Origin of the sequence: Paractinoplanes bogorensis (assembly GCF_018829635.1) — a bacterium.
GTDB lineage: Bacteria > Actinomycetota > Actinomycetes > Mycobacteriales > Micromonosporaceae > Actinoplanes > Actinoplanes bogorensis.
Map to the genome: position 1 here is coordinate 576,902 of NZ_JAHKKG010000001.1, position 25,536 is coordinate 602,437.

Genomic DNA, 25,536 nt, shown 5'->3' on the forward strand with positions numbered 1-25,536 from the left:
GGGGCTACGGTCCGATCCCGATGATCGTTCGCAGGGCGCCGGGATCGACCGGGCGGCCCTCGCTGACGATCAAGTGGGCCGTGCCGACCAGGGTGAGTGCGAGCATCCGGGCGTCCGTCTCCTCGGGCAGGCGGCACCACTCCCGCTCGGCGGTGAGATAGGCGGCGATCATCTCGGTCGCCTCGGCCAGGTAGGGGATGCCGTGGTCGCGCTCGCCCCGCAGCCGGACACGCAGCTCGTCGCGCGCGATGATCAGCCGGATCAGGCCGAGCCCGACCGGGTCGAGGATGCCGGTGAAGGCGTCGGCGACATTTTCCGCCACGTCGCCCGTGCCGGCGTTGGCGCGCATGGTGGCGCCCCACGCCTCGAACCCGGCGATGCGCCGCTGGACCAGCTCGACCAGGAAGTCGTCGAAGTCGGCGAAGTGACGGTGCAGCACGCCCTTGGCCACCCCGGCCTCCTCGGTCACGGCCCGGCTGGTCAGCGCGTTGGCCCCGGCGCGCAGGAGCACCCGCTCGGCGGCGTCGAACAACTGCCGGCGTACGTCTTGAAGAGCCACTCCGGTCGGCACGTCCACCAGCCTCGCACATGGCCGAGTGGGCGCTCGCCCATTAGAGTGGGCGCATGCCCACTCCGCATCGTGAACGTCGGACGGCCGAGTCGTTCGGGGTCGACCCGGCCCGCTACGACCGCGCCCGGCCCGCCTACCCCGCCGCCCTGATCTCCCGCCTGGTCGCCGCGGCTCCCGGCCCGTCCTTCCTCGACGTCGGTCTCGGCACCGGCATCCTGGCCCGCCAGTTGCGCGCGGCCGGCGCCCGGGTGCTCGGCGTCGAGCCCGACCCGCGGATGGCCGGCTTCGCGCGGGCCGGCGGGTTCGAGGTCGAGGTGGCCCGCTTCGAGGACTGGGATCCGGCGGGCCGGTCCTTCGACGCCGTGGTGGCCGGGCAGGCCTGGCACTGGGTCGACCCGGTGGCCGGCGCCGCCGTGGCCGCTTCCGTGCTGCGGCCCGGTGGACGGCTGGCACTCGTGTGGAACGCCGCCCAGCCGTCGGCAGACGCGGGTGAGGCCTTCGCCGAGGTGTTCCGCCGGTTGCTGCCGGACAGCCCGCTGGCCAACCTTCCGAACGTGACGGCGGCCCAGGGCTACGCGTCCTTCCTCGATCAGGCCGACGGGGGCCTGCGCAGGACCGGTGCCTTCGCCGAACCGGAGCGCTGGGCCAGCGAATGGGACCACGTCTATACCCGGGACGATTGGCTCGACCAGTTGCCGACGCAGGGCCTGTTCACCACCCTGCCCGCCGACCGGCTGGCCGAACTGGTGGCCGCGATCGGAGCGGCGGTCGACGATTTGGGCGGGAGCTTTCCCATGCACTTCACGACGCTCACGACCACGGCCGTCCGCGCGTAGCGCGCGTGCACCGCCAAGACGACCGAGCATCCGCAGCGCTTCGTGAGATGCGACATACCGCGCCAATCGTGATTGTTACGACAGGGATCGCTCGATCGGGCCGTACGACGGCCAGACATCCCCCGAACGGGCAAGACAGCCATTTGGGAGCGCTCCCACTGACTGGGACGGAAACGCTCCGGAGGGACGTGCCTACTTAGCGGTAACGCCGCACCGGTAGTGCGTCACGCCTGCTCAGAACGCCGTTTCATGAGACCCGTGTGGCTGAGTATTATTCGGCTGCCCTGGCTGTCATATCGGTGCAGATCGATGAATTCCGATCGTTCACCGATGCGCCTCGTGACCCCCCACACGAGACCGGAGGATCGTTTGAACCCGCTCCCGAAGATTTTCCCGTCCGCGTTGATCCCGAGGGCTGTCCCCAGCCGTATCTCAGGCGACGGGGAAAACTCCGGGCGGAGGTATCGATGCAAGCGGTGGCCGAACATCGGCTTTCGCCGGGCGGGGTGCGCCTGATGACACAGCAGCATTCCGGTGGACGGTGGCAGTCACTCGACGGAGGCCGTAGTGCGGACGATGGTGGTTCGGTGATTCCCAAGCAGGCGCCGCGGCATGAGGCCGCGACCCCCAGTGGCAGTCACGAAGACACTCTGGTCCGGATGCTCTACGAGGAGCACGCGGGCCCCCTGCTGATGTTCGTGCTGCGCCTGACCGGCGGTGACCGGCAGCGCGCGGAAGACATCGTGCAGGAGACCCTGCTGCGGGCCTGGCGCAACGCGCACCGGCTCGGGGCGCAGGGTCAGCAGTCGCTCCGGCCGTGGCTGGTGACGGTCGCGCGACGGATCGCCATCGACGACCACCGCAGCGCGAGTGCCCGGCCGGCCGAGACCTACGACCGTGAGCTGGAGAGCTTCCCCAGCCAGGCCGACGACACCGACCGCGTTCTGCAGTCGATGACGGTCTCCGACGCGCTGCGCGAGCTCAGCCAGTCGCACCGCGAGATCCTCATCGAGACGTACTTCAAGGGCCGGACGGTGCCGGAGGCGGCGGAGAAGCTCAACCTTCCGTTGGGTACCGCCAAGTCACGGGTGTATTACGCTCTGCGTGCGCTGCGGACGGCGTTGCAGCAGCGGGGGGTGACCGAATGACACAGGAAGACCACTTCGACGTCGCGTCGTACGCCTTGGGCGTGCTCGACGAACACGACGCCGCCCGCTTCGAGGACCACCTCATCGAGTGCTCGCGCTGCGCGTACGAGCTGGAGTCGTTCGTCGAGGTCGCCGACCTGCTGGCCGACGTCGACGCGAATGCCGTGGTCGCCGCCGAGGAGACCAGGCGCGACGGCTTCATGCTGCAGAAGGTCATCGGTGAGGTCTCGCACGAGCGCCAACGGGCCAACAGCCGCCGGCTGTTCTCGCTGGCCGCCGCGGTCGTGATCTTCGCGATGCTGTCGATCGGCGCGTTCTTCGTGGGCGGCCAGGTGTTCGGCAAAGACAGCGATCCGGCGACGACGAACACGGCTCAGCGTGACGAGAGCCAGCTCGATCCGCTGCCCAACTCGGACGGTGGCCCCGGCATCGGCGGTCCCGACCTGGTCGGCGAGCGCTTCGACGGCTCCGACCCCCGCACGGGCGTCTCGGCGTCGGTCGCCTTCGAGAAGAAGAAGTTCGGCACCCAGATCTCGTACTCGGTCTCCAACATCAGTGGGCCGAAGACGTGCCGCCTGGTGGCTGTGCACACCGACGGCACCACCGAGGCCATCCAGACGTGGACGGTGGGCGAGCAGGGCTGGGGCACGGCTGCGAATCCGGAGCCGCTGCTGCTGCAGGCGACCACGGCCACGCCGCGCGACGAGATCGCCCACATGCTGGTGCAAGAGGTCAGCGCGAGCGGTGCCGGCGAGACGCTGGTGCGCGTTCCGTAATCGCATACGCACGGAAAGGAACCCCGGCCGATTGGCCGGGGTTCTTTCTTTTTCCTTAGGCAAGCAGCTCCGATGCGGTGCCATCAGAAACTCGGAAATTGATGGGAACTTTCTTCAACCGCCGCGACCCCGCCCGCGTACTACAGCCCGGAAACGCCAGACGAGAAACAAGCCTGGAGGGCAAGTGCTACCGGACAAGCGAAAGATGATGGCCGTCGGTGTCGCAATCACCGCGGCGTTCGCAGTGACCGGCTGCGCCCCGAAGGGATACGACGGCGGCGACTACGGCGACTCCGCCGTGCCGGCCGGCGCGCAGGCCGAGGCCACCGCGGGGGCGACCGCCGACCCGTCGGCCACGAGCGACCCGGCCGCCCAGGCCGACCCCAACGCGACCGAGGGCCCCGGTGACCCGAACGCCGCTCCCGAGCTGAGCGACGACGAGGCGACCAACTCGCTGACCGGCACCAAGGTCGCGCGGATGGGCAAGGTCGTCGTCAACGACGAGGGCTTCGTGCTCTACCGCTTCGACAAGGACGGCAACAACCCGGCCAAGTCGAACTGCGCCGGTGACTGCGAGGAGATCTGGCCGGCCGCGCTGACCAACGACGGCAAGCCGACCCTCAAGGGCGTCGACTCCAAGCTCGTCGGCACGGTCACCCGCTCCGACGGCAGCAAGCAGCTGACCCTCAAGGGCTGGCCTCTCTACACCTACATCGGCGACAAGAAGCCGGGCAGCTGGAAGGGCCAGAACGTCAGCGGCACCTGGTTCGTGATCCAGCCCGACGGCGCCAAGAACCTCACCTGCCTGCCCAAGGTGTCCAAGCCCGTCGCCCCGCCGGCCAGCGACTCCGCCGGTGACGGTGGTTCGAGTGACGATTCCGGCACCGGCAGTGACTACAGCTACTGATTCTTTCGCCGGTTCAGAACTCCTTTAACAAATCGCACTCCGGAGGTTGAGGAAAATGCTTACCACTCGCACTTCGCGCCGCACGACGCGTTGGTTGGTGGGCATTTCAGCGGCGGCTCTCACATTCCTGATGGCGCCGGTGAGCCCGGTTCAGGCGGCTCCCGGCGATCCGATCCCGGTGCCGAGCTCGAACGGGCTGGCCGACAAGGGCGTCGGCTCCATCAGTGACGCCGACAAGGACTTCGTCATCAAGGTCCGGTTGGCCGGCCTGTGGGAGATCCCGGCCGGGAACATGGCCGTGGAGAAGTCGAACGACCCGCGCGTCGTCCAGATCGGCAAGTCGATCGCGGCTCAGCACGTGGTGCTCGACAAGCTCGACCGCGCGGTGGCCAAGAAGCTCAACATCGACCTGCCGGCCCAGCCCAACAGCGACCAGCAGTTCTGGCTGCAGGAGATGAAGGACGCGAACGCGACGACGTTCGATCAGATCTTCATCGACCGGCTCCGGGCCGCGCACGGCAAGATCTTCCCGGCGATTGCGACCATCCGGGCCAGCACCCGCAACGACAGCGTCCGCAAGCTGGCCCAAGAGGCCAACCAGTTCGTCATGACGCACATGACGCTGCTGGAGTCGAGCAACATCGTCGACTACGCGGCACTCCCCACAGCTCCCGCCCCGGCAGTTCCCGGCAGTGGTCCGGTTCCGGTGGACGGGCAGATGCTCGCGGCAGCCAGCAGCAGCGGCGGCATTCCGGGCGTCAGCACCACCGTGATCCTGCTCGTCCTCGCCGCCGCGCTCGTGGCCGGCGTCATCACGTCCATGCGCATCTTCCGGGCCCGGTAGCCCCAGCCGAGTCCACCGCGTAAGAGAAAGGTGTCACCCCCATGCGAAGGTCCAAGTACCGGCGCGCATCCAGGAGCAACAACTGGTTCAGTGGTAAGCGCCGCATCATCGCGGTCGCAGCCACGCTGGTGGCCTTCGGCGGCATCGTGACCGTCACCCAGGTCTCCAACGCGAGCACCGACCGCACACAGCGGAAGGCGCTGTCCACCTGCGACAAGGTCCAGGCTCCGCAGCGCGCGAAGCTCTCCTCGGAGACGCGTCGTGGCACGTACACCACCAACAACGGCAAGGTGACCCAGCACCCGGACGACGGTGCCGGTGACACCGTGTCGACCCAGACGCTGCGTCAGCGCTGCCGGACCTGGGTGATGAACAACGTCGGCAACAACGGCAACGCCACCACGCCGCCGACCGAGCAGGCGACCACGGCTCCGGCCGCCGACCCGAGCGCGGGTGCCGGCAACGGCGACCAGGGCGCCGGGAACGGCGACAACGGCCAGGGCAACGGCGACCAGGGTGCCGGCAACGGTGACCAGGGCGCGGGCAATGGCGACCAGGGTGCCGGCAACGGTGACCAGGGCGCGGGTAACGGCGACCAGGGTGCCGGCAACGGTGACCAGGGCGCGGGTAACGGCGACCAGGGTGCCGGCAACGGTGACCAGGGCGCGGGTAACGGCGACCAGGGTGCCGGCAACGGTGACCAGGGTGCCGGCAACGGCGACAACGGCCAGGGCAACGGCGACCAGGGCGGCAACCAGCCCGACCCGCAGCCGACCGAGTCGCAGACCACCCCGCCCCCCGGCGCGGGCCTGGGCGTGCTGACCAACAGCTGTGACACCAGCCAGCTGTCGCCGCACACCGGTTTCCAGGAAGGCAGCCGCTGTGTCTCGACCGAGTTCGGTGAGGTCGGCGAGGCCAACGCCAACCCGAGCCTGCTGATCACCAACATTCCGCGGTCGGTGGCCGTGAACCAGCCGTTCACCATCACCGTCAGCACCCGCAACCTGATCCGTGACCGGTTCCTCGCGGCCGGCCAGGGTGGTTACTACGTGGAGAGCTCGGTCCTGGCCAACGGCCTGGTCCGCGGTCACTTCCACACCGCCTGCCGGATGCTGGCGAACACCAACGAGGCTCCCGCCCCCGACCCGGTCCCCGCGTTCTTCGTGGCGACCGAGGACAGCCGTGGTGGCGCGACCCCCGACTCGGTTCAGATCCAGGTCCCGGGTCTGCCGACCGCCGGTACCGCGCAGTGCGCCTCGTGGGCCGGTGACGGCTCGCACCGCATCCCGATGATGGTCCGGGCCAACCAGACGCCGGCCTTCGACGTCGCCCGGGTCCAGGTCCGCAACGGCGGCGGCGGTCGCGGCAACAACTGATCACAGAGATCTAGGAGCCACGCCGCTTTACCCGGAGGCGAACCTGGACGGGCGGGGTCACCGACATGACCCCGCCCCGACAGGGCCCCCCATTGTCTCCGGGTGGTCGCCCTTCCCCCTGACGGACGACAACTGCGGCAGCTCCCTTGGCGGTCCGGACCACTCGGGTGTCCGGTCGCCTCCTCCGATGGCCCTGACCGGGAGCGCGGTCAGGGCCATCGGCCTGTCCTCGTCGGTGGGCATTCCGGCGGCGGGGTGGCACAGTGTTCCGGTGAGCTCGACCCGCACGCTGGCGCTTCCGGAGCGCTACCACTTCGGCGCATCGGTCCGGTCGTTGCTGGTGCCCGGTCACGACCCGTGCGGCCGCTTCACCGGTGACGAGTTCTGGCTCGCGGTCCGCAGCCCGGCCGGCCCGGCCACGCTCCAACTGGTCAAATCGGGCCCCGAGCTGACCGCCACCGGCTACGGGCCCGGCGCCGGCTGGGTGCTCGACCGCGCCGACGCCATCGCCGGCCTGCGCGACGACCTCACGAGCTTCCACCCGCTGGCGGCGGCCCATCCGCTGATCGCCCGGCTGGCCAAGACCTTCGCGGGCGTACGCATGCCCAGCACCGGGTTGGTGTTCCGCAGCGTGTTGCGGGCGATCCTCGAGCAGAAGGTCACCGGCAAGGAGGCCCACCGGGCGTACCGGCTGATCTGCTCGAAACTGAGCGAGCCGGCGCCGGGCCCGATCGAGCTGATGCTGCCGCCCGACCCGGCCGTGATCGCCGCGACGCCCTACTGGGTCTTCCACCCGTTCGGCATGGAGCAGCGGCGCACCCAGGCCCTGCTGCGCGCGGCCGTGGTCGCCGACCGGCTCGAGCGGTGCGCCGACGCGGCCGAGGCGACCACGCGCCTGACCGCGCTGCCTGGCATCGGTCCGTGGACGGCGGCCGAGGTCGTCCGGGTCGCGTACGGGGACCCGGACGCGGTCAGCGTGGGTGACTTCCACATCCCCAACACGGTGGCGTGGGCGCTGGCGGGCGAGGCCCGGGGCACCGACGCGCGGATGCTCGAGCTGCTCGCGCCGTTCGCGGGGCACCGCGGCCGGGTCTGCGACCTGCTGGCCCACGGCGGGCTCGGCGCCCCCAAGTTCGGCCCGAGGATGCCGATCCGCTCCTTCGCGCGTTTCTAGCAAGCACAGCTAGCAAGCACGGAGCAGGTCCAGGCCCATGTGGTGGCGGCCTTCGACCCTTTCGTCGGTCTGTTCGGCGAGCACGGCGCCGACCAGCCGGATGATTGCGGCCCGGTTCGGGAAGATCCCGACGACGTCGGTGCGTCGCCGGATTTCCTTGTCAGGCGTTCTTGCGGGTTGTTCGACCAGATCTGACGCCAGAGCTCGCGGGGAACGTGGTGAAGGCGAGCAGGTCATCGCGGGCGGTGTCGAGATGCTCGGCCGCATCGGGGAACTTGTCGCCGACGGTGTCCAGGACCCGGGCGAACTGGGCGTTGACCTCGTCGGTGTCGGGCTGTGCTCGCGCAGCAGGTTCGCGACGTTCAGACTCGTTTCCGCGGCCGTCGCAGGTCTCTCCTTCGTGATCTTCAGACCATCCGAAGGATCTGCGATGGCCGCCTCTTGCTGCCGGGAAAGACCAGGTCATGCACCACTTCGGCGGACGTGACCCCGGCTGGCAAGCACAGCTGGCAAGCACGGCTACGAAGAACGCTGGCGCTGGGTTTCATACAGCACGACCGTCGCCGCTGTGGCCGCGTTCAGCGAGCTCGCCGCGCCGGTGATCGGGATGCGGACCAGCACGTCGGCGGCGTCGCGCCAGGCCGCGCTGAGCCCGCTCGCCTCGCTGCCGATCAGGAGTGCGGTCGGGCCGGTCAGATCGTGGTCGGCCACGTCGACCGCGCCGTGCTCGTCGGTGCCGACCAGCTGCGCCCCGGTCGCGGCGGCCCAGTCGAGGAGCGGACCGGGCCCGTCGAGCGGAATCACCGGCAGAGCGAAGATCGAACCCGTGCTGGCCCGTACGGACTTGGGGTCGTACGGATCGGCGGCATGCCCCGTGATCACGACCGCGGCCGCGCCGAACGCGTCGGCCGACCGGATCAGCGTGCCGATGTTGCCCGGCGTCGACGGCCGGTCGAAGACCACCACGAGGTCGGCGTCGGGCAGCTCGGGCGGGTCGGGCAGGCCGACCACCGCGATCAGCTCGGCCGACTCCTTGTCGGCCAGCTCGGCCACCAGGGCCGGGTCCATGGCCACGCGCCGGGCGCCGCTGCGCTCGATCACGTCGCGCGCCCACGCCGACAGGGACTGCCGATCGGGGTAGATCAGGTCGCGGATCTCCCAGCCGTGGTCGAGCGCGAGGGAGATCGGCCGTACGCCCTGCACCAGGAACTCACGGGCGCGGTGCCGTTTCGTACGGTTGGAAAGAAGCGCCTGCCACTGCTGGAAACTCGCGTTGCGGGTGCTCACCCGGACGGCCCTGGACACCGCAGCGACGATACCGGGTCACAATTGCTGTGCGAGGAGGTGTACTCCATGCAAACTGGCGGCGTGGCTTTCACCCTGACGATCGACTGTGGCGGCGGCGGCATCAAGGGTTCCGTGCTCGACGAGGCGGGGACGATGCGTGCCCAGCCGTTGCGCGTCCCGACGCCCTACCCCCTTCCCCCCGAGTTGTTCGTCAAGACGCTCGTGGAGCTCGGCGAGCGCCTGCCTGCGCACGACCGGGTCACCGTCGGCATGCCCGGCATGCTGCGGCACGGTGTGGTCGTGGCGACCCCGCACTACATCACCCGGTCGGGCCCGCGCACCCGGATCGACCCCGAGCTGCAGGACGCGTGGTTCGGGTTCGACGCCCGCACCGCGCTCGAGGACGCGTTCGGCCGGCCCACCCTGGTGCTCAACGACGCCGAGGTGCACGGGGCCGGTGTGGTCGCGGGCACCGGCTGCGAACTCGTCCTCACCCTCGGGACGGGACTGGGCTGCGCGCTCTTCGACGGCGGATCGCTGGCTCCGCACCTCGAGATGTCCCAGGCCCCCGTACGGTGGGGGATGTCCTACGACACCTACATCGGTGAGCACGAGCGGCGCCGTCTCGGTGACGCCCTCTGGTCCCGGCGGGTTCGCAACGTCGTGGAGGGGTTGCGGCCCGTGTTCCTGTGGGACCGGCTCTATCTGGGCGGCGGCAACTCGCGCCTGATCGTGCCGACCCAGCTCGCGCGCATGGGAGACGACGTGGTGGTCGTGCCGAACACGGCCGGCATCGTGGGTGGCGTGCGCGCCTGGACCCTGGGGCCCACGCGCTGACATGCGACCGGAGGCCATCCTTCTCGACTTCGGCGGCGTGCTGGCCGACGCGCCGTCGCAGCGGACCGCGCCGCCCGGGCTAGTGCTGCGTATCTTCAACCTGGTCAAGGGCGCGCTGCAGCCGGGCGAGATCCAGCGGTCGCTGACCGACGGCGCGATCGCCTACGCGGCCTGGCGCGACGAGGACTGGCCCGACGAGCTGAGCCAGGCCGAGGTGTGGGAGCGGTTCATCCTGCCCGGCTGGCCGCCCGCCGCGCAGGTGCCGGTGCGGGGCGCCGTCCGGAAGCTCAGTTACGAGTGGGCCTGGCGGGACAACTGGGCCCTGCGCCCGGGCATCCCCGAGGCGCTGCACGCGGCGGCCGACGCGGGCATCCCGCTCGCCGTCGTCTCGAACACGCTGAGCGGGGCGGCGCACCGCGACTTCCTCGACAAGTCCCGCCTGGGCGACCTCTTCGCCGTGCAGATCTACAGCGACGAGGCCGGCGTCCGCAAACCGAACCCGCAGATGATCTGGAATGCCACGGACGAGCTGGGCCTCGACCCGTCCGGCTGCTGGTTCGTGGGCGACACCCCACGCCGCGACATCGTCTGCGGCCGCCGGGCGGGCATCGGCCGGGCGATCCTGATGCCGTCGCCGCGGACCTTCGCCGAGCCCGGCAGCGACACCCCCGACGACACCGTCGAGGACGGTTTCGGCCTGCTCACGCTGATCGAGAGATGCCTCTAGCGGCGCGCCGCAGCGAGACGTGCGCGAGGCCGAGCTCGGCCAGTGCCTTCTCCGGGTCGTTGTAGCACGAGGCGCGCTCGCTCAGGAATGTGTCCCAGACCTGCAGGTCGCGGCGCCATGCCTCGACGAAGGAGTGGCACAGCCACGCGTTGATGTCCGAGCTCCGGGCGCGGGCCGCCCGCACGGACTCCTTGATCGATTCGCGCCTCGCCGGGTCGGTCACCTCGGCGTCGACCAGGTTGAGCACGTGGTCGAGCAGAAGCCGTCGGCGGGCCAGGAAGCGACCCCAGAATCCGGCATCGCTCGACTCCAGTGCGGATCCGCCGTCCAGCAGCCAGAACAGCCCTTCGGCCAGGGTGTCGCCGAGTTCCTCGCCGATCGCACGCCCGCCGGCGGCGAACGGGTCGTAGGACCTCTGATGCATCGTGCCCGACACCGCGGCTCGGAACGGCACACCGTCGCCGAGGAGAAAGAACCAATCCTCGTTGTAGATGTTGGGAAAGAACGACCGGGTCTTACCCGGGTCGACGATCATTGCGCCGCCGCCGATGAAACTGTCTTGTGCGGCCCCGATCGCCCGATAGGCGTGGCAGACCACGGAATTGTCGGGAAACCCGGTGTTACGCAATCCGACCGCGCGGAACTCGCCGCCGTCGAGGTGGCGCGCCGCAACGGTCAGTTCGGCTGCCTTGACCTGAGTGATGTCATCGTCGAGGAAGAGCACCCGGCGCCAGCCGATCAGCCGGCCCAAGAGCAGCCCGAGGTTGCGCTTGAGGCTGAGGTCGCTGCTGTGGACGAACCCGTTGCGGGCCAGCACCTCGTCGCTGCGGAAGCGGGGCAGGGCCGGCCACACCTCGTGCAGGTCGACCGCGATCACGTCGACGCCGAATTCGTCGGCCAGCTCAACCGCGCGCCAGCCCTCGGCGGGGCCGCTGCAGAGGGCGACGAGCCGGCAGCCGAGCTCCTGGGCCACGGCCAACGAGTCGCGCAGGGCGTGATGCGGTCGGAAGGTCGGCACCACGATGGCGTCGACACCGCGCTCGACCGGCTCGGTCGCGGTCACCGTGCAACCCGGGGCGGTGTCGCGCATCGTCCGGCCCCCGCGGTCGGGTGTGTCGGATGGGGTCGAAGACAGATCGGGCGTGTCGGGTAGGGCCGAAGACAGATCGGGCGTGTCAGGTAGGGCCGAAAACAGATCGGGCGGGACGGGGTCGAGGAAGGACAGCAGGTGACTGTGCGAGCCGTGGTGCAGGTCGGGAACGTCGATGGGGTGGTCAAGCGCGGCCCGGACGAGTTTTGCCCGGCCCGGGAGCGACCGGCCGACCGCCCGCGTCATGCGCTCTTCTCCGACCAGGTGTGCAGCACGGTGTTGACGTTGTTCCAGTCGGGGGTCACCACCACCCGCTCGTCGTAGACCGGCACCCGGAACAGGATGCTGTACGAGTCGTGGTCGCCGAACTGGTTGGCGATGTAGTCGGCGTTGCGGTCGCGCAGCTCCTTGTCGGTCAGCGCGCGAACCGTTCCCAGCACGCCTCGTCCGAACATCCCGTTGCACAGTGTCACGGTTCGTTCGGGGTTGTGCGGGTTGGGGCCGCGGAAGAAGTAGCCGACGTCTTCCAGGAGGACCAGCCGCTCGTCGATCTCCCCGATCACCGGCGGGTACGACTTCGAGGCGTCCTCGGTCACCCGGAAGCACCCGCGGTACATCGGATGGTTCTCGGAGATCTGGGTGACCGGCGCGTTGATCCGCCACATCAGGTCGCGGGACGCCGCGTTGAAGTCCACGCCCCCGAGAACGACCAGGTTGCCGGTCATGTCGTCGCGGCGAAGATTTCCGACATTGCGAAACTCGACCCAGAGATCGGGATTGACCGCGCGGATGTGGCCGTAGAGCTCGAGGAGCGCGTCGAGGTCGGTGAGCCGGGACAGTTCGGAGAAGTCGGGGTCGCGCGGGTCGCCGTGCGGCAGGACGTCGAGCTCGCGCTCCGGCATCTGCGGGCACACCAGCACCAGGGGTCGTTCCGGGTCGGGGTTGGCGAAGTGCCAGGGGCCGCGCCCGACCAGCGTGTCGCGGTTGGCCCAGGTGACCGTCGGCGTCGGCGCGCCCGCGGCCCCGTCGCGCAGCTGGGTGAGCTGGGCCAGCAGGTCGGCCCGCCGGCCCGTCTCGGTGGACGTCAGTTCGTCGTCGCTGAGGAGCCGAAAGGGCCGGGCCTCGACCGAGCGGGGAGTGCTGAAGAAGGTGGCGTACTGCCCGATGCGCTCGATCGGCGGCGTCACCGGGTCGGCCGCCCGCTCCCACGACGAGATCAGCGCGATGCTGCAATCCAAGGCGGTGGCCAGATTTCCCTGCGTGATCTTCAGTCCGAAGCCGTGCAGGCGGAGGTTTCGCAGCTGCCGGGCCAGCCCGCCAGCCGTTCCTTCAGTTGGCGGCACGGCTGACACCTCCAAATTTCAGCTCCCGGCCTGAAAAGTTGTACCGCATCCGGGCCGTGAAGTCGAGCGCATTCCGGGTCACGACATGCTCACAGTGGGCATTGTGCACAGACTGCGGGACGCGACTCGGAAAGAGATTTCATGGATTGCCCGATCCGGACTGGAAGCTTAACCTGATTAAACAGTCATCAAGTCGAAAGCTGAAATTCTAGCTGAAGTAGTGACTGATGATCCCCGTTCGGGACGACGAAGGGCTACCGGAAGGGCACACGCGCCATGTCTAGTGTAGACCGTTTTCCACCAGTTCAACTGGCCGCGGCGGCCGACCTGCCGCCCGGCAGCATCCGCGTCGTGATGATCCTCGTGGCCGTCGGTGTCCTGCTGCTGACCGCCCGGCAGATGCGACGGGCGGTCGGCCCGGTCGTCGAGATCCTCAAGGCCGCGCTGGCCGCGATGGCCAGCTTCGCGCTGATCGGCGTCGCGGTCGTGATCCTGCTGCTGGCCCTGTTGCCGCAGTGAGGCCGTGGCCGCGATGAGTGCCCCGACCGCCAGGAGGGGCCGCGGCCGCGGTGGGGGAAGGTACGCGGCTGTTGCCGGTCGGATCGACAGCCGCGTACCGCCCAGGGAGTATCGATCTCAGGGGGCCGCCCGCACGGGCGCTGGGGAGGGGCCGGGTGCGAATTGCCGAAGCGAACGAGCGCGACGTCGAACAGTTCGTCCGGAACGAGCAGGACCGGACCTTCTTCCTCGACCGGCTGCGGCATCCGGGCTTCCGGGGCGGCCGGGTGTTCCTCGCGATCGAGGGCAATCGGGCCGTCGGCTACGTCTATCTGCGGCTCGAGACCGCCGAGGAGTTCAAGCTGCGGTTCTTCCTGCGCCGGGCGCCGCTGCTGGAGAAGCTCCGGGTCGACAAGGATCAGCAGGGCCGGGGGGTCGGGCGGCTGCTGGTCGGGATGGCCGAGGCGACGGCGTGGGCGCATCGGCGCCGGCGGATCGCGCTCGGCGTCGTCGTCGAGAACCCCGAACCGATCGGTTTCTATCAGCGGCTCGGCTACGCGGAATGGCGGCACGGGCTGATCAAGGCGTACAAGAACGGCCCGAAGAGTGAAATCGAGCTGTGCCGGGTGTTCGTTAAGAAACTGACGCCGCCGACCAGCTGACCCGGCCAGTAGGTTACGGCGGTGACCTGGATCGTGACCGGTGGCGCGGGCTACATCGGCGCCCACGTCGTGCGGCGGATGCGCGCGTACGGCCTGGACGTGCTGGTCTTCGACGATCTCTCCAGCGGCCGGGCCGAGCGGCTTCCCGGCGGCGTCGAACTCGTCCGGGGTTCGATCACCGAGCCGGCCGACGTGGACGGGCTCTTCCGCGGGCGCCGGGTCACCGGGGTCGTGCATCTGGCCGCGCTCAAGTCGGTGGCCGAGTCGATCACCGAACCGGGGCGCTACCAGTCGGTCAACGTCGACGGCATGAAGATCCTGCTGTACGCGATGCGCGAGTCCGGCGTCCGGCGGATGGTCTTCGCCTCGTCGTCGGCCGTCTACGGGCCCCCGGCGGGCGATGTCGTCACCGAGCGATCAAAGATCAACCCCGGTTCCCCGTACGGGCGCAGCAAGCTCGACGGCGAGCGGCTGATCACCGAGTACGGCGTCCGGTCGGTGGTGCTCCGGCAGTTCAACGTCGTCGGCGCCGGTCCGTATCGGCACGCCGCCGACACGGGGACCGCTCTGCTGCCCACGGTGGTGCGCGCGCTGACCCCGTACGGGAAACCGGTCTTGATCCTGGGGAATGCCCACGCCACGCCGGACGGGACCGCGGTGCGCGACTACGTGCATGTCGAGGACGTCGAGCGGGCCTATCTGGCCGCGATCGAGCATCTGGCCCGGGGGAGCGGCGCGGCGCAGCTGATCGTCAACGTCGGCACCGGCACCGGGCGCAGCGTGCGGCAGGTGCTCGAAGCGGTGGGGGCGGTCGCCGGGCGAGCCGTGCCGTTCGAGACCGGCGGACCGCGCGCGGGTGACCTGCCCCGGGTGGTCGCGGCGACCGGACGGGCCGCACGACGGCTGCACTGGAAGGCCGAGCGCACCTTCGACGAAGCCGTGCGGTCAGCGGTTGACCAGCTGCCAGACCTTGGTGCGACGGGTCGGGACGCTCTCCAGCGACACCGGCACCGGGATGTCGTAGACGGCCCGCTCGATCAGGCCGGAGTCGGGCAGATAGGCCCGGCCGGGGTCGCCGACCAGCACGAGTGAGCCGCGGCCGGCCGCCCGGCGCAGGAACGGCAGCACCCGGGCGGCCATCTCGCGGCTGTAGAAGACGTCGCCGGCCAGGATGACGCCGTACTCGTGGTCGGCGTCGAGGATGTCGGCCTCGAGCGGCTCCACGTCGACGTTGTTCACGGCGGCGTTGGCCGTGGCCGCGGCCAGCGAGTACGGGTCGATGTCGTTGGCGGTGACCGGGCGCGCCCCGGCGACCGCGGCGGCCACCGCGACCAGGCCCGAACCGGTCGCCAGGTCGAGCACCGAGCGGCCCGACACCAGGTCGGTGTGGTCGAGCACGTGCCGGGCCAGGGCCTGACCGCCGGCCCAGGCGAAGGCCCAGAACGGCGGGGGCTGGTCGACCCCGGCCGCCTCGGTCTTCTCCCACAGCGCGATCGGCTCGTCGGCCTGGTAGAGCGTGATCTCGGGCACGAACGGGACCGGGGCGGGCGTGGTGTTGCCGCGAATGAACTCCAGGAGCACCAGACGATTGTGCCCGGTGCCTCAACTGCGCCCGTACGGGACCGATATTTGCCACCGTCCCCCGACAGATGAGGAACCTCCATGCCGGCTCGGTGGGCCGCCACATTGTTCGGCGGCTGGATGGCTGTGCTCGCGGTGCTGTTCGTGCTGGCGCCGCACGACGCGCAGACTCCCGTACGCCTTCTCGCCGGTCTGACGGCCGTCGTCGTGGTGACGCTCGGCGTGCGCCGCAACCGGCCCGCCCACCGCTTCCCGTGGCGGATGCTGACCACCGCGCTCGTGCTGTCGGTGGCGGGCACGGCGCTGTACCGGCTGCCCGCGGACACCGCGCTGGCCGACGTCGGGTCGCTGATGGTGCTGGTGAGTTATCCGGTGCTGGCCGCCGTGCTGGTCGCCTTCCTGCGCCGGGGGGCCGGCGCTCCCCGCGACCGGGCCGCGCTGCTCGACTCGCTCACCGTCACGGCCGGCGTCGCGCTGCTGTCGTGGAGCTTCGTGATCGGCCCCAACCTGCAGGACGCGCACGCACAGACCTGGCAGCAGATCGCCTTCCCGCTGGCCGACCTGCTGCTCGTCGGCATGCTGGCCCGGCTGTTCGTCAGCCGGGTCACCGCCCCGGCCGGCCGGCTGCTCGGCGCCGGGCTGCTGGTGATGCTGCTCGGCGACATCGGGTACGAGATGTCGCTGCTGGACGGCCCGACCACGGTGGTCGGGCTGGGCCGGTTCGCCCTCTACGCCGCGGCCGGCCTGGCCGCGCTGCACCCGTCCATGGTCGAGCTCGACCGGCCCGCCGGGCTGCCCGCGGCGCAGCTCGGCCGGGGTCGTCTGGCCCTGCTCGGGATCGCCTCGATGATGGCACCCACCGTGCTGCTGGTGCGCATGGTGCGCGACGGCGAGGTACCCGACCTGACCGTGGTGGCCGCCCTCAGTGCGCTCACCTTCCTGCTCGTGCTGGCCCGGATGGCCGACATCATGGCCGGTCACCGGCAGGCGCTGGCCCGGGAACGGGCGCTGCGCGAGGCCTCGGCCGCGCTCGTCTCGGCGGCCGACACCGATGAGGTCGGCGACGCCGTACGGACCGCGGTGGCTCATCTGCTGCCCCCGGACACGCCGCACTCGGTCGTGCTGGCGGTCGCGGTGGCCGAGTCGGGTCCGACCGACCCCGGCACCACCGCACGGATCGTGCCCACCCGGGACGTCGACTGGGCGGTGTCGGTGCGGCTCGACCACTTCCCGATGACGCTGGTCTGCCCGCTCGTGCTCACCGACCGGCCCACCGGCGATCCGCTGCTCGGCGTGCTGCATGTCGCCGCGGCCATGCCCGCGCTGGCCGGGCTGGTGCGCTCGATCGAGGTGCTGGCCAGCCAGGCCGCGCTGGCCCTGGAACGGATCGGGCTCAGCCAGGAGGTCATCCGCCGCAACAGCGAGACCTATTTCCGTACGCTCGTGCAGAAGACCTCCGACGTCATCCTCATCGTCGACGAGGACGACCGGATCCAGTACGCGAGCCCGTCCGCGGCCACGGTGCTCGGCGCCGACCCGACCGGCTCGCATCTGCACTCGCTGATCGTCGTGGCCGAGCGCTCCCGGCTGACCGAGGCGCTGGCTGACCTCCGTACGGGAAAGGGTCTTGCGGAAGGCCTCGATTTCCGCGCCGAGGCCGAGGTCGTGCTCGAGATGCACGGCCAGGACCTGCGGGCCGACCCGACCGTGGCGGCGCTCGTGCTGACCCTGCGCGACGTGACCGAACGGCGCCGGCTCGAGGCCGAACTGACCCACCGAGTGTTCCACGACGCGATGACCGGGCTGGCCAACCGGGTGCTCTTCCACGACCGGCTCGGCCACGCGTTGCAGCGCGGCGCCCGGGACGGCTCGGTGGTCGGCGTGCTCTTCATCGATCTGGACGACTTCAAGAAGGTCAACGACACGCTCGGCCACGCGGCCGGCGACCAGCTGCTGGTCGGGGTGGCCAACCGGATCGCGGGCGCGCTGCGGGCCGACGACACCGCGGCCCGGCTCGGCGGCGACGAGTTCGCCGCACTGGTCGAGAACGTGCAGGACCCGGGCGCCGTCGAGGAGACGGCCCAGCGGATCCTGGCCGCGCTGGCCGAGCCGATCGCGATGGACGACGGCTCCGAACTGACCGCGGTGGCCAGCATCGGCATCACCACCACGCCCGAGGCGGACACCGCGGACGAGTTGCTGCGGCAGGCCGACCTGGCCCTCTATGTGGCCAAGGGTGCGGGCAAGAACCAGTGGCGCCGCTACCAGGCCCACCTGCACGGGGCGATGGTGGAGCGGCTGGAACTGCGGTCCGCCCTCGACCACGCCGTGCACGAGGGGCACTTCCTGCTCGCGTACCAGCCGATCGTCGACCTGCAGACCGACGAACCGGTCGGCTTCGAGGCCCTGGTGCGCTGGCACCACCCGACCCGCGGGGTGATCGCGCCGGCCGAGTTCCTCGAGGTCGCCGAGGAGAGCGGACTGGTTGTGCCGATGGGCCGCTGGGTGCTCGACCAGGCGCTGCGCACGGCCGCGCAGTGGTGGCGGACGCTGCCGCGCAGCCGCCGGCCGTACGTGAGCGTCAACGTCTCGGCCCGCCAGCTGCGCGACCCCGGCTTCGCCGACCAGGTGAAGCAGTCGCTGGCCTGGGCCGGCGTGCCGCCGAAGGCGCTGATGCTCGAGCTGTCCGAGCCGCTGCTGGGTGACGCGCACGAGGCGATCTGGCCGGTCGTGGCCGACCTGCGGGACCACGGCGTGCGGATCGCGATCGACGACTTCGGCACCGGCACGTCCTCGCCGAACGCCCTGCGCCGCCACCCGATCGACGTGGTGAAGATCGACAAGGCCTGCCTGGACGATCTGCCCCTGGTCACCGGGATCGTCGCGCTGGCCCGGTCGCTCGACCTGACCGTGATCGCCGAGGGGGTGGAGTCGACCGTCCACCGCGACCTGCTGCTGCGGGTGGGGGCGCCGCTCGGGCAGGGCTATCTGTTCTCGAGTCCGCTCGACCTCACCGGCTTCAGTGCGGATTACCTGTTCCCGGCCCGAGTCTGACTCTTTTAAAGATCAACTTTGCCAATGGACGAACCGCCCCGGCACCGGAGAATCGGCGACGAGGCGGCTCGGGATCGGGGTTTGTACCTATGCCTTGGTGCAGGCCGCGCCGTTCAAGGTGAAGGCGGACGGTGCCGCCGCGTTTCCGGTGTGCGTCGCCTGGAAACCGAACGACGCGCTGCCGCCGGGGGCGATCGCGCCGTTCCACGAGATGTTCCGGGCCGTGACCGCGCCACTGGAGCCGGTCAATGCCGCGTTCCAGGAACTCGTGATGCTCTGCCCGGACGGCAGCGTGAAGGCGAGCGTCCAGCCGTTCAGGGCGGTCGATCCGGTATTCGCGACCGTCACATTGGCGGTGTAGCCGTTATTCCAGGTGTTGGTGGCGTACGTGACGCGGCATGCGCTCGTTCCACCCGTCGGGGGCGTTGTCGTGGGTGGCGTTGTCGTCGGGGGTGTCGTCGTTCCGCCGCCACTGTTCACTGACGCCGAGAAATCGGTGACGGCGAGACCGGCGCCGCCGATCCACGGCTCGAATCCGGCCTGAATGCTTGTCAAATACCAACTATTAGTGATCGCGCCGCGATTCTGCGTGTCGCGGATGAAGTCGAGGACGCTGAACGTCCAGCTCTCGATCGGCGCCGGCGCGACGTAGGAGACGACCGCATTCGAACCGTTACTGCCCTGCCACACCTGCCAGGTGCGACCGCCGATGGTGGCGTTGCCGACGATCGATCCGATCGGCTGGATCGAGCCCTGACGGTTGAACCAGATCATGATTTCCTGCTGGTTCACACCGTCCTTCTTGGGCGACGGGTCGAGCCAGATGTCGTACGCCGCGTCGTAGGTCGCCCCGGACACGTATCGGTAGGTGATGCTGCTCGTCGCGCTCGAGATGTCGCTGACCCGGATCGGCAGGTTCGTGCCGGGCGAGCAGTTGGTGTAGTGGCAGCCCAGGTAGACGGCCGGATAGGAGACCGGGGCGCCGCTCGTGTTGCCGGTGCCCTGCTGGCTGGTGATGGCGAAGCCGGTGCCGGTGACGTCGATGCACTGCTGGGCCGAGGTGCCCCAGCGGTTGTTCATCACCACGTAGCGGCCGCCGATCGTGGTCGAGCCATACTGCTCGCAGATCTGGGCGTCGGCCGAGGCCGGGCCGGCGGTGGCGAACGCGGTCACGCCGGCGGTCACCAGAACGCCCGCGGCCAGGGCGGCGCGGAGAAGACGTCGCATTTCGTCAGCTCCTCGGGGAGGGGGATGTGGGAGCGCTCCCACGGCACGTTACAGGACATTCACGAGTGTGAAAAGAGCCCGTACCGGGCGCCGTGGGCCACCCACCGGACGGACAGAATTGCGACATGCGGAAGGGTGCAATTTGCACTCCGACTTATCGCACGACAGAATGATTGCGTATCGAACATTCCGCGGCTCGGCATAGTCGTGGTTCAAATGACATCGTGGTAGGAGCGGGGCACACCATGGCCAAGCAGGTAATAACCCTTCTGACCGACGACCTCGACGGCGGCGAGGCCGACCGCACGGTCGAGTTCGGGCTCGACGGTGTGAACTACACGATCGACCTCTCCGAGAAGAACGCGGGCAAGTTGCGTAAGGCGCTCGACCCGTTCCTGAATGCCGCCACCCGGGTCGGTCGCACGGCCGTTGCTTCTCCGGCCCGGCGCATCGCCCCGGCGAGCACCGGTCGCGCCAGCCGCGACCAGAACCAGGCGATTCGCGAGTGGGCCAACAAGAACGGCTACGAGGTCTCGGAGCGCGGGCGCATCCCGAGCCACATCGTGGAGGCGTACCACAGCAAGCGATAGGTTGATCCACCAAGCGCTGAAATGACGGCGCCGCCGATCCCGGCGGCGCCGTTTTCTTCGACAATGGGGTGGGCCATGCCGGTGGTAATCGTGACGGGCGCGTCGAGCGGAATCGGACTTGTCACGGCGCAACGGCTCGCCCGGAACGGCACGACAGTGGTGCTCGCGGCCCGGCGCGCCGAAAAGATTTCCGCGCTGGCCGCCGAATTGCCGCAAGCCCTTGCGGTGCCCACCGACGTACGGGATCCGGCCGCCCTTTCCCAACTGGTCGAGCGGGCCCGGTCGGTGACCGGTCGCATCGACGGCCTTGTGAACAACGCGGGCGTCGGCGGGGTGGCGTCGGTGCTCTCCGACGACAACGCGGTCGAAGGCATGATCCAGGTGAACCTGCTGGCCCCGATCCGGCTGATGCGCGCGGTTGTCCCGATCATGCGGGCTCAGGGTGGCGGCTCGATCGTCAACATCGGCTCGGTGGCGGGCGAGGTCGGCATCAGCGGCGTCTACTCGGCAACGAAGTTCGCCCTGCGCGGCATGACCGACTCGGTGCGCCGCGAACTGGCCGGCACCGGCATCGGCGTGACGCTGGTCGAGCCCGGCTACATCGCCGGCGACGCCAACCCTCATCGCCGCGGCCTGCCCGGCCCCGAGATCGTGGCCGCCGCGGTCGAGAAGGCCCTGACCCGCCCGCGCCGCCGCATGATCGTCCCCGCCCGGTACCGCGCGGCGATCGTGATGGCCAACGTGCTGCCGGCCGTCGCGGACCGCATGTACGCCGGCAAGGCCGCCGGAAAGGGCGACGTGAAGGGCCGCCTCTGAGGTTGCCTCGGGCCTGCTTGCCTGACTGGCCCTATCGGGTGAGCGGCAAACGTGACCGCCGGATAGAGCGACGCCACCACAGCTGCCGGGGCGAGCGCTGCGACGACGGCCACGATGAAGGCGGAGAACGGTCCCGCTCAGCCCATCGATCCGGTCGTGCCCAGAACTGATCGCTCGGGCTGACGCATCCCGGTCTTTCAGGTCGTCTCGCGGACGTCTTTTCCGTGCTCGGCGAATGCCTTGAAGTCGTGCATGTGTTGCAGCGACTGCTTGCGGAACGTGACGGGCATCAGGAGTCCGACCAGCCGCATCGGGAGGCTGGTGAACCTGTATTCGTTCTCGCTCTCCCAATGCGTTGTGCCGGGGGTGGGCTCGGTCAGGCGTTCGCGGGCGGCGTTCCACATGCCGGGGGCGACGATCTCGCGCTCGTAGTGGACTGTGCCGGGGGCGACCAGTTCGTGGCGGGTGATGGTCTCGGTGCCCTCGAACTTCTGGCCACCCGATTCCAGCACCACCCGCGACCTGGTGCCGACCTGGCCGTGCTCGCCGTTGAGCGGCTCGTGCAGCACCATGCCGCGCAGCCACTTCGGCAGGTGCGCCGGGTCGGCCAGCAACTCGACGACCCGATCTCGCGGCAGGTCGATCTCGATCGCGACGGTGTATTTCATGGCGGAGCGCTCCCGTCCTGGCGTGAACTGGGGCCACTTTAGCTGTGCCGACCCTTTCGTTTGGCTTTGCTTTCCCCTCGGTCCGGTGAGTTTGGGAGCGTTCCCATTAGAGTCGCTGCGGTTCACCGTCGAGGAGGCGAGCAGCGATGAGCGAGACGACGCCACAACCGGCCCGGCACCGTCGGCCGGGTCGCCGGGCGCTGCTGGTGGCTGCGCTGGCCGGAGTGCTCGTGGCGGCGGTGGCCTTTCCGGCCGGGGCGTGGGCGCTGGGCTGGTGGGACCGACCAGACTCGACACAAGCCCGCCAAGTCGAAGTGGCCGGGCCGGCTGCGGCGTCGCCCTCGGCCGGCAAGCCCACCGCAACCGCTCCGACGTCGCCTCCGGTGTGCGGCAGCCCAACCGCGCCGACCCAGACCCAGGCGGCGGCCGCGTCGAACCAGGCCCAAGCCGCGGCCGCGTCGAGCCGGACCCAGGTGGCCGCGTCGAATCGGACCCAGGTGGCCGCGTCGAATCGGACCCAGGTGGCCGCGTCGAATCGGACCCAGGTGGCCGCGTCGAACCGGACCCAGGCCGCGTCGAACCGGACCCAGGCCGCGTCGAACCGGACCCAGGCCGCGTCGAACCGGACCCAGGCGGCGCCGAGCCGGACCCCGGCCGCTGAGAGCGGGCGCTGCCCCGGAGCCGCGCCACAACCGTCGGCGAGCAAGAAGGCGGCCGGGCCCTGCGGGCGGAAAGTCGGTGCGGCACCGGCCGTGAAGGTTACGGCGGTCCAGCTCGGGTCCGATGTGGTCGGTTACGGCGGTGAGGGCGATACCGAGAAACTGCCGATGGCGATCGCGAGCCGCCCCGACGGCGGGTCGTGGCTGGCCTGGCTCGGGACCGACGGCCGGGTGCACCTCGGGCGCCTCGGCTGTGACGACAAGCTGGTCGGCACGCCCACCACGTTTGCCGGGATCGACCTGCAGGACGTGCAGGCCGACGCCAACGGTGGGGTGCTTCTGTTGACGCGTAAGGGCAACTGCAACAGCGGGCCGCTGTGCGGGGGCGAGTCGAGTCCGTGCAACACCATGCACGTGGTCCGGTTCGACAATGCGGGCCGGCTGGTCTGGGAACGCCAGGTCACCAACCTGACCGGCGGGCGCGGCGGCTACGACGACGGGGCCCGGTTCGTGTGGTGGTATCAGCATCACGGGCGGCTCGCGTCGAACGGCAGCGACTACGCGGCGTACTTCGGCGTCGCCATCACCGTGCGGAACGGCGACTGCGTCGACATCCACCAGGGTGACCGCATGCAGGTGGTGAGCGCGAGCGGCAAGCTCAAGGGTGGCGGCTTCGAGGTCGGGTGCAGCCATGCCTGGACGTCGCGGATCGTGTGGGATCCGCGGGCCGGGAAGTTCGTGACCGTGTGCGCCACCGACAACGGCTGCCGGATCGCCCAGCCCGCGCCCTACCGGACGGTCGCCAAGGGCACCTGCGACGGCACGCTCTTCGGGGGCGACCTGGTACTCGCCAAGGCCAAGGGTTACTGGACGGCGTGGAGTCAGGGCGGCCAGGTGCGGCTCGCGCATTTCGCGGGCAGCGCGGCCGCGGACAAGACCGTCACTCCGGGCGTGGGGTCGAAGCATCCGCACCTGGTCCCGTACGGGAAAGGTCGCATGCTTTTGACCTGGCAATCCGGATCATCGATGAAGGGGCAGGTGCATGACTCGGGGACGGGCGCTCGCGTCGGCCCGGCGTTCACGATCGCGGTGAAAGACCATGACTACCAGGCGTTCAAGCCGTACGCCGATGGCAGCGTGGCCTATCCGGCAGCCGGCTCGAGCAGCGGGTCGATCAAAGTGGCCCGGGTGATGCCGAGCTAGGCGTTGCGGATTGTGGCGGCGTCCTCCAGGCCCAGGATGCCGACCGACTTCTCGCGCATCTCGACCTTGCGAACCTTGCCGGTGACCGTCATCGGGAAGCCGTCGACCACGTGCACGTAACGCGGCACCTTGTAGTGGCTCAGCTTGCCCGCGCAGAACGCCCGCACGTCGTCGGCGGTCAACGGGGTCGTGCCGGGGCGCATGACGACCCAGGCCATCAGTTCCTCGCCGTACTTGGCGTCGGGCACGCCGATCACCTGCACGTCGGCGATGTCGGGATGGGTGTAGAGGAACTCCTCGACCTCCCGCGGGTAGACGTTCTCACCACCGCGGATCACCAGGTCCTTGATCCGGCCGACGATGTTGACGTAACCCTCGTCGTCCATCGTGGCCAGATCGCCGGTGTGCATCCAGCGGGCGGCGTCGATCGCCTCGGCTGTCGCGTCCGGCTGCTCCCAATAACCGAGCATCACCGAGTAGCCCCGCGTGCAGAGTTCACCCGCTTCCCCGTACGGCATGATCCGGCCGGACACGGGATCGACCACCTTGGACTCGAGGTGCGGCATCACCCGGCCCACGGTCTCGGTGCGCCGGGCGAGGGTGTCGTCGGGGCGGGTCATGGTGGAGACCGGGGACGTCTCGGTCATGCCGTAGCAGATGGCGACCTCGGACATGTTCATCTCGGCCACCACCCGCTTCATCACCTCGACGGGACAGGGCGATCCGGCCATGATTCCCGTACGCAGCGAGGACAGGTCATAGTCGTCGAAGTTGTCCAGACCCAGTTCGGCGATGAACATGGTCGGCACCCCGTACAGGGAAGTGATCTTCTCCGAGCCGACGGTGGCGAGCGTGGCGGCCGGGTCGAAGCCGGGCGCCGGCAGCACGATGCAGGCGCCGTGCGAGGTGGCCGCGAGGTTGCCCATCACCATGCCGAAGCAGTGGTAGAGCGGTACCGGCAGGCAGATCCGGTCCCGCTCGGTGTAGTTGATCAGCTCGCCGACGAAGTAGCCGTTGTTCAGGATGTTGTGGTGCGAGAGGGTGGCGCCCTTGGGGAAGCCGGTCGTGCCCGACGTGTACTGGATGTTGATCGGGTCGTCCGGGTTCAGCTCGGACATGTCGGGTTTGTCGCCCGTATCGCTGCTTGTCGCTAACAGTGCCCGGAACTCGTCGGTGCCGATGTAGATCGCGGCGCCGAATCCGATCTCCTCGACCATCGCCCGGTAGTCGCTGGTCTTGAAGCTGGTCGCGCTGATCAGGAGGCTGAGCCCCGCCTGCTCGACCACATACTTCAATTCATGCGTCCGGTACGCCGGATTGATGTTGACCAGAATCGCGCCGATCTTGGCGGTCGCGTACTGCGTGATCACCCACTCGGCACAGTTGGGCGCCCAGATCCCGACCCGGTCGCCCTTGCCGATGCCGCGCCCGAGCAGGCCCCGGGCCAGCCGGTTGACGTCGGCGTCGAACTCGGCGTACGTCCAGCGGCGCCCGGCCGCCACGTCGACCAGCGCCTCCCGATCCCCGAAGCGCGCGACGGTGCGCTCGAGGTTGGCGCCGATGGTCTCACCGAGAAGGGGCAGGTCCGAGACACCCGAGGCATAGGACGACATGTGGCCAGCATCACCCCTGGACCCGTACGGAGGCTAGGGTTCGATCGTG

24 protein-coding genes and 2 pseudogenes are annotated in these 25,536 nt (G+C 69.7%); 16 read left to right on the top strand and 10 right to left on the bottom strand.

Features of this window, described 5'->3' with window-relative positions; genetic code table 11:
• Positions 1–4: 4 nt before the first annotated feature.
• On the bottom strand, positions 5–571 hold the full coding sequence (locus KOI35_RS02800) for a TetR/AcrR family transcriptional regulator (protein WP_215784381.1): 567 nt from the start codon (positions 569–571) through the stop codon (positions 5–7).
• Between the two features lie 53 nt (positions 572–624).
• Here KOI35_RS02800 and KOI35_RS02805 point away from each other — a divergent pair, with 53 nt between their 5' ends.
• The 7 genes from KOI35_RS02805 (at position 625) to KOI35_RS02835 (ending at position 7,632) form a co-directional block, all read left to right on the top strand.
• Positions 625–1,407 (top strand): class I SAM-dependent methyltransferase, encoded by a 783-nt coding sequence (locus KOI35_RS02805; RefSeq protein WP_215784382.1) that lies wholly within the window; start codon positions 625–627, stop codon positions 1,405–1,407.
• Between the two features lie 467 nt (positions 1,408–1,874).
• Complete coding sequence (locus tag KOI35_RS02810; protein WP_215784383.1) at positions 1,875–2,555, top strand: sigma-70 family RNA polymerase sigma factor; 681 nt, start codon at positions 1,875–1,877, stop codon at positions 2,553–2,555.
• Complete coding sequence (locus KOI35_RS02815) at positions 2,552–3,331, top strand: anti-sigma factor family protein (protein ID WP_215784384.1); 780 nt, start codon at positions 2,552–2,554, stop codon at positions 3,329–3,331. The genes KOI35_RS02810 and KOI35_RS02815 overlap by 4 nt, the downstream gene beginning before the upstream one ends.
• 205 nt (positions 3,332–3,536) lie before the next feature.
• On the top strand, positions 3,537–4,238 hold the full coding sequence (locus KOI35_RS02820) for a COG4315 family predicted lipoprotein (RefSeq protein WP_246612373.1): 702 nt from the start codon (positions 3,537–3,539) through the stop codon (positions 4,236–4,238).
• A 130-nt stretch (positions 4,239–4,368) separates the two neighbouring features.
• Positions 4,369–5,082, top strand: a complete 714-nt coding sequence (locus KOI35_RS02825) for a DUF4142 domain-containing protein (protein WP_246612374.1) — start codon at positions 4,369–4,371, stop codon at positions 5,080–5,082.
• A 41-nt stretch (positions 5,083–5,123) separates the two neighbouring features.
• The gene (locus KOI35_RS02830; protein ID WP_215784386.1) at positions 5,124–6,458 is read left to right on the top strand and encodes a Pecanex-like protein 1; all 1,335 of its coding nucleotides are present in this window, start codon (positions 5,124–5,126) and stop codon (positions 6,456–6,458) included.
• A 271-nt stretch (positions 6,459–6,729) separates the two neighbouring features.
• Entirely contained in the window at positions 6,730–7,632 is a 903-nt protein-coding gene (locus KOI35_RS02835; RefSeq protein ID WP_215784387.1) for a DNA-3-methyladenine glycosylase family protein, read from the top strand.
• 9 nt (positions 7,633–7,641) lie between these two features.
• Here KOI35_RS02835 and KOI35_RS02840 read toward each other — a convergent pair.
• Together KOI35_RS02840 and KOI35_RS02845 are read right to left on the bottom strand one after the other, a co-directional pair.
• Positions 7,642–7,969: pseudogene (locus KOI35_RS02840) on the bottom strand (transposase); the annotation flags it as partial.
• 182 nt (positions 7,970–8,151) lie between these two features.
• A complete protein-coding gene (locus KOI35_RS02845; protein ID WP_215784388.1) occupies positions 8,152–8,937 on the bottom strand; it encodes a TrmH family RNA methyltransferase in 786 nt (261 codons plus the stop codon).
• 63 nt (positions 8,938–9,000) lie between these two features.
• Between KOI35_RS02845 and KOI35_RS02850 the strand changes: the two genes are divergently transcribed.
• Complete coding sequence (locus KOI35_RS02850) at positions 9,001–9,756, top strand: ROK family protein (RefSeq protein WP_215784389.1); 756 nt, start codon at positions 9,001–9,003, stop codon at positions 9,754–9,756.
• Position 9,757: 1 nt separating this feature from the next.
• Positions 9,758–10,483 carry an HAD family hydrolase gene (locus tag KOI35_RS02855; RefSeq protein WP_215784390.1) on the top strand — a complete coding sequence of 242 codons (726 nt, stop codon included), beginning with the start codon at positions 9,758–9,760 and terminating at the stop codon, positions 10,481–10,483.
• Here the strand turns inward: KOI35_RS02855 and KOI35_RS02860 are convergent.
• Positions 10,458–11,819, bottom strand: coding sequence for a hypothetical protein (locus KOI35_RS02860; protein WP_215784391.1), 1,362 nt, complete (start codon positions 11,817–11,819; stop codon positions 10,458–10,460). The genes KOI35_RS02855 and KOI35_RS02860 overlap by 26 nt on opposite strands.
• Positions 11,816–12,916: an XRE family transcriptional regulator gene (locus KOI35_RS02865; RefSeq protein ID WP_215784392.1), complete on the bottom strand. Its 1,101-nt coding sequence runs from the start codon at positions 12,914–12,916 to the stop codon at positions 11,816–11,818. The genes KOI35_RS02860 and KOI35_RS02865 overlap by 4 nt, the downstream gene beginning before the upstream one ends.
• 276 nt (positions 12,917–13,192) lie before the next feature.
• On the opposite strand from KOI35_RS02865, the gene KOI35_RS02870 reads away from it, so the two are divergent.
• The 3 genes and pseudogenes from KOI35_RS02870 to KOI35_RS02880 form a co-directional block, all read left to right on the top strand.
• Positions 13,193–13,435 (top strand): hypothetical protein, encoded by a 243-nt coding sequence (locus KOI35_RS02870; protein ID WP_215784393.1) that lies wholly within the window; start codon positions 13,193–13,195, stop codon positions 13,433–13,435.
• A gap of 155 nt (positions 13,436–13,590) precedes the next feature.
• Positions 13,591–14,076, top strand: a complete 486-nt coding sequence (locus KOI35_RS02875) for a GNAT family N-acetyltransferase (RefSeq protein ID WP_215784394.1) — start codon at positions 13,591–13,593, stop codon at positions 14,074–14,076.
• Positions 14,077–14,109: 33 nt separating this feature from the next.
• A pseudogene (locus KOI35_RS02880) lies at positions 14,110–15,009 on the top strand (NAD-dependent epimerase/dehydratase family protein); the annotation flags it as partial.
• A gap of 12 nt (positions 15,010–15,021) precedes the next feature.
• Here the strand turns inward: KOI35_RS02880 and KOI35_RS47020 are convergent.
• Positions 15,022–15,657, bottom strand: coding sequence for a class I SAM-dependent methyltransferase (locus KOI35_RS47020; protein ID WP_308120751.1), 636 nt, complete (start codon positions 15,655–15,657; stop codon positions 15,022–15,024).
• 81 nt (positions 15,658–15,738) lie between these two features.
• On the opposite strand from KOI35_RS47020, the gene KOI35_RS02885 reads away from it, so the two are divergent.
• Complete coding sequence (locus KOI35_RS02885; protein ID WP_215784396.1) at positions 15,739–18,711, top strand: putative bifunctional diguanylate cyclase/phosphodiesterase; 2,973 nt, start codon at positions 15,739–15,741, stop codon at positions 18,709–18,711.
• Positions 18,712–18,798: 87 nt separating this feature from the next.
• Here KOI35_RS02885 and KOI35_RS02890 read toward each other — a convergent pair whose 3' ends face one another.
• Positions 18,799–19,938 (bottom strand): glycoside hydrolase family 12 protein, encoded by a 1,140-nt coding sequence (locus tag KOI35_RS02890; protein ID WP_215784397.1) that lies wholly within the window; start codon positions 19,936–19,938, stop codon positions 18,799–18,801.
• Between the two features lie 245 nt (positions 19,939–20,183).
• Here KOI35_RS02890 and KOI35_RS02895 point away from each other — a divergent pair, with 245 nt between their 5' ends.
• Together KOI35_RS02895 and KOI35_RS02900 are read left to right on the top strand one after the other, a co-directional pair.
• Complete coding sequence (locus tag KOI35_RS02895) at positions 20,184–20,528, top strand: histone-like nucleoid-structuring protein Lsr2 (protein WP_215784398.1); 345 nt, start codon at positions 20,184–20,186, stop codon at positions 20,526–20,528.
• 75 nt (positions 20,529–20,603) lie between these two features.
• Positions 20,604–21,344 carry an SDR family NAD(P)-dependent oxidoreductase gene (locus KOI35_RS02900; protein WP_215784399.1) on the top strand — a complete coding sequence of 247 codons (741 nt, stop codon included), beginning with the start codon at positions 20,604–20,606 and terminating at the stop codon, positions 21,342–21,344.
• Between the two features lie 197 nt (positions 21,345–21,541).
• On the opposite strand, the gene KOI35_RS02905 is transcribed toward KOI35_RS02900, so the two are convergent.
• Positions 21,542–22,012 carry an SRPBCC family protein gene (locus KOI35_RS02905; RefSeq protein WP_215784400.1) on the bottom strand — a complete coding sequence of 157 codons (471 nt, stop codon included), beginning with the start codon at positions 22,010–22,012 and terminating at the stop codon, positions 21,542–21,544.
• Positions 22,013–22,118: 106 nt separating this feature from the next.
• On the bottom strand, positions 22,119–22,718 hold the full coding sequence (locus KOI35_RS02910) for a hypothetical protein (protein WP_215784807.1): 600 nt from the start codon (positions 22,716–22,718) through the stop codon (positions 22,119–22,121).
• 46 nt (positions 22,719–22,764) lie between these two features.
• On the opposite strand from KOI35_RS02910, the gene KOI35_RS02915 reads away from it, so the two are divergent.
• Entirely contained in the window at positions 22,765–23,874 is a 1,110-nt protein-coding gene (locus KOI35_RS02915) for a hypothetical protein (protein ID WP_246612377.1), read from the top strand.
• On the opposite strand, the gene KOI35_RS02920 is transcribed toward KOI35_RS02915, so the two are convergent.
• Entirely contained in the window at positions 23,871–25,487 is a 1,617-nt protein-coding gene (locus tag KOI35_RS02920; RefSeq protein ID WP_215784401.1) for an AMP-binding protein, read from the bottom strand. The two genes, KOI35_RS02915 and KOI35_RS02920, sit on opposite strands and share 4 nt — an antisense overlap.
• Positions 25,488–25,536 lie beyond the last annotated feature (49 nt).

What these genes read in the sequence shown, in the direction of transcription:
- KOI35_RS02805 (WP_215784382.1), top strand. Translation starts at nt 625, where the DNA reads ATGCCCACTCCGCATCGTGAACGTCGGACGGCCGAGTCGTTCGGGGTC.
- KOI35_RS02810 (WP_215784383.1), top strand. Translation starts at nt 1,875, where the DNA reads ATGCAAGCGGTGGCCGAACATCGGCTTTCGCCGGGCGGGGTGCGCCTG.
- KOI35_RS02815 (WP_215784384.1), top strand. Translation starts at nt 2,552, where the DNA reads ATGACACAGGAAGACCACTTCGACGTCGCGTCGTACGCCTTGGGCGTG.
- KOI35_RS02820 (WP_246612373.1), top strand. Translation starts at nt 3,537, where the DNA reads ATGATGGCCGTCGGTGTCGCAATCACCGCGGCGTTCGCAGTGACCGGC.
- KOI35_RS02825 (WP_246612374.1), top strand. Translation starts at nt 4,369, where the DNA reads ATGGCGCCGGTGAGCCCGGTTCAGGCGGCTCCCGGCGATCCGATCCCG.
- KOI35_RS02830 (WP_215784386.1), top strand. Translation starts at nt 5,124, where the DNA reads ATGCGAAGGTCCAAGTACCGGCGCGCATCCAGGAGCAACAACTGGTTC.
- KOI35_RS02855 (WP_215784390.1), top strand. Translation starts at nt 9,758, where the DNA reads ATGCGACCGGAGGCCATCCTTCTCGACTTCGGCGGCGTGCTGGCCGAC.
- KOI35_RS02860 (WP_215784391.1), bottom strand. Translation starts at nt 11,819, where the DNA reads ATGACGCGGGCGGTCGGCCGGTCGCTCCCGGGCCGGGCAAAACTCGTC.
- KOI35_RS02870 (WP_215784393.1), top strand. Translation starts at nt 13,193, where the DNA reads ATGTCTAGTGTAGACCGTTTTCCACCAGTTCAACTGGCCGCGGCGGCC.
- KOI35_RS02885 (WP_215784396.1), top strand. Translation starts at nt 15,739, where the DNA reads ATGCCGGCTCGGTGGGCCGCCACATTGTTCGGCGGCTGGATGGCTGTG.
- KOI35_RS02890 (WP_215784397.1), bottom strand. Translation starts at nt 19,938, where the DNA reads ATGCGACGTCTTCTCCGCGCCGCCCTGGCCGCGGGCGTTCTGGTGACC.
- KOI35_RS02895 (WP_215784398.1), top strand. Translation starts at nt 20,184, where the DNA reads ATGGCCAAGCAGGTAATAACCCTTCTGACCGACGACCTCGACGGCGGC.
- KOI35_RS02900 (WP_215784399.1), top strand. Translation starts at nt 20,604, where the DNA reads ATGCCGGTGGTAATCGTGACGGGCGCGTCGAGCGGAATCGGACTTGTC.
- KOI35_RS02905 (WP_215784400.1), bottom strand. Translation starts at nt 22,012, where the DNA reads ATGAAATACACCGTCGCGATCGAGATCGACCTGCCGCGAGATCGGGTC.
- KOI35_RS02920 (WP_215784401.1), bottom strand. Translation starts at nt 25,487, where the DNA reads ATGTCGTCCTATGCCTCGGGTGTCTCGGACCTGCCCCTTCTCGGTGAG.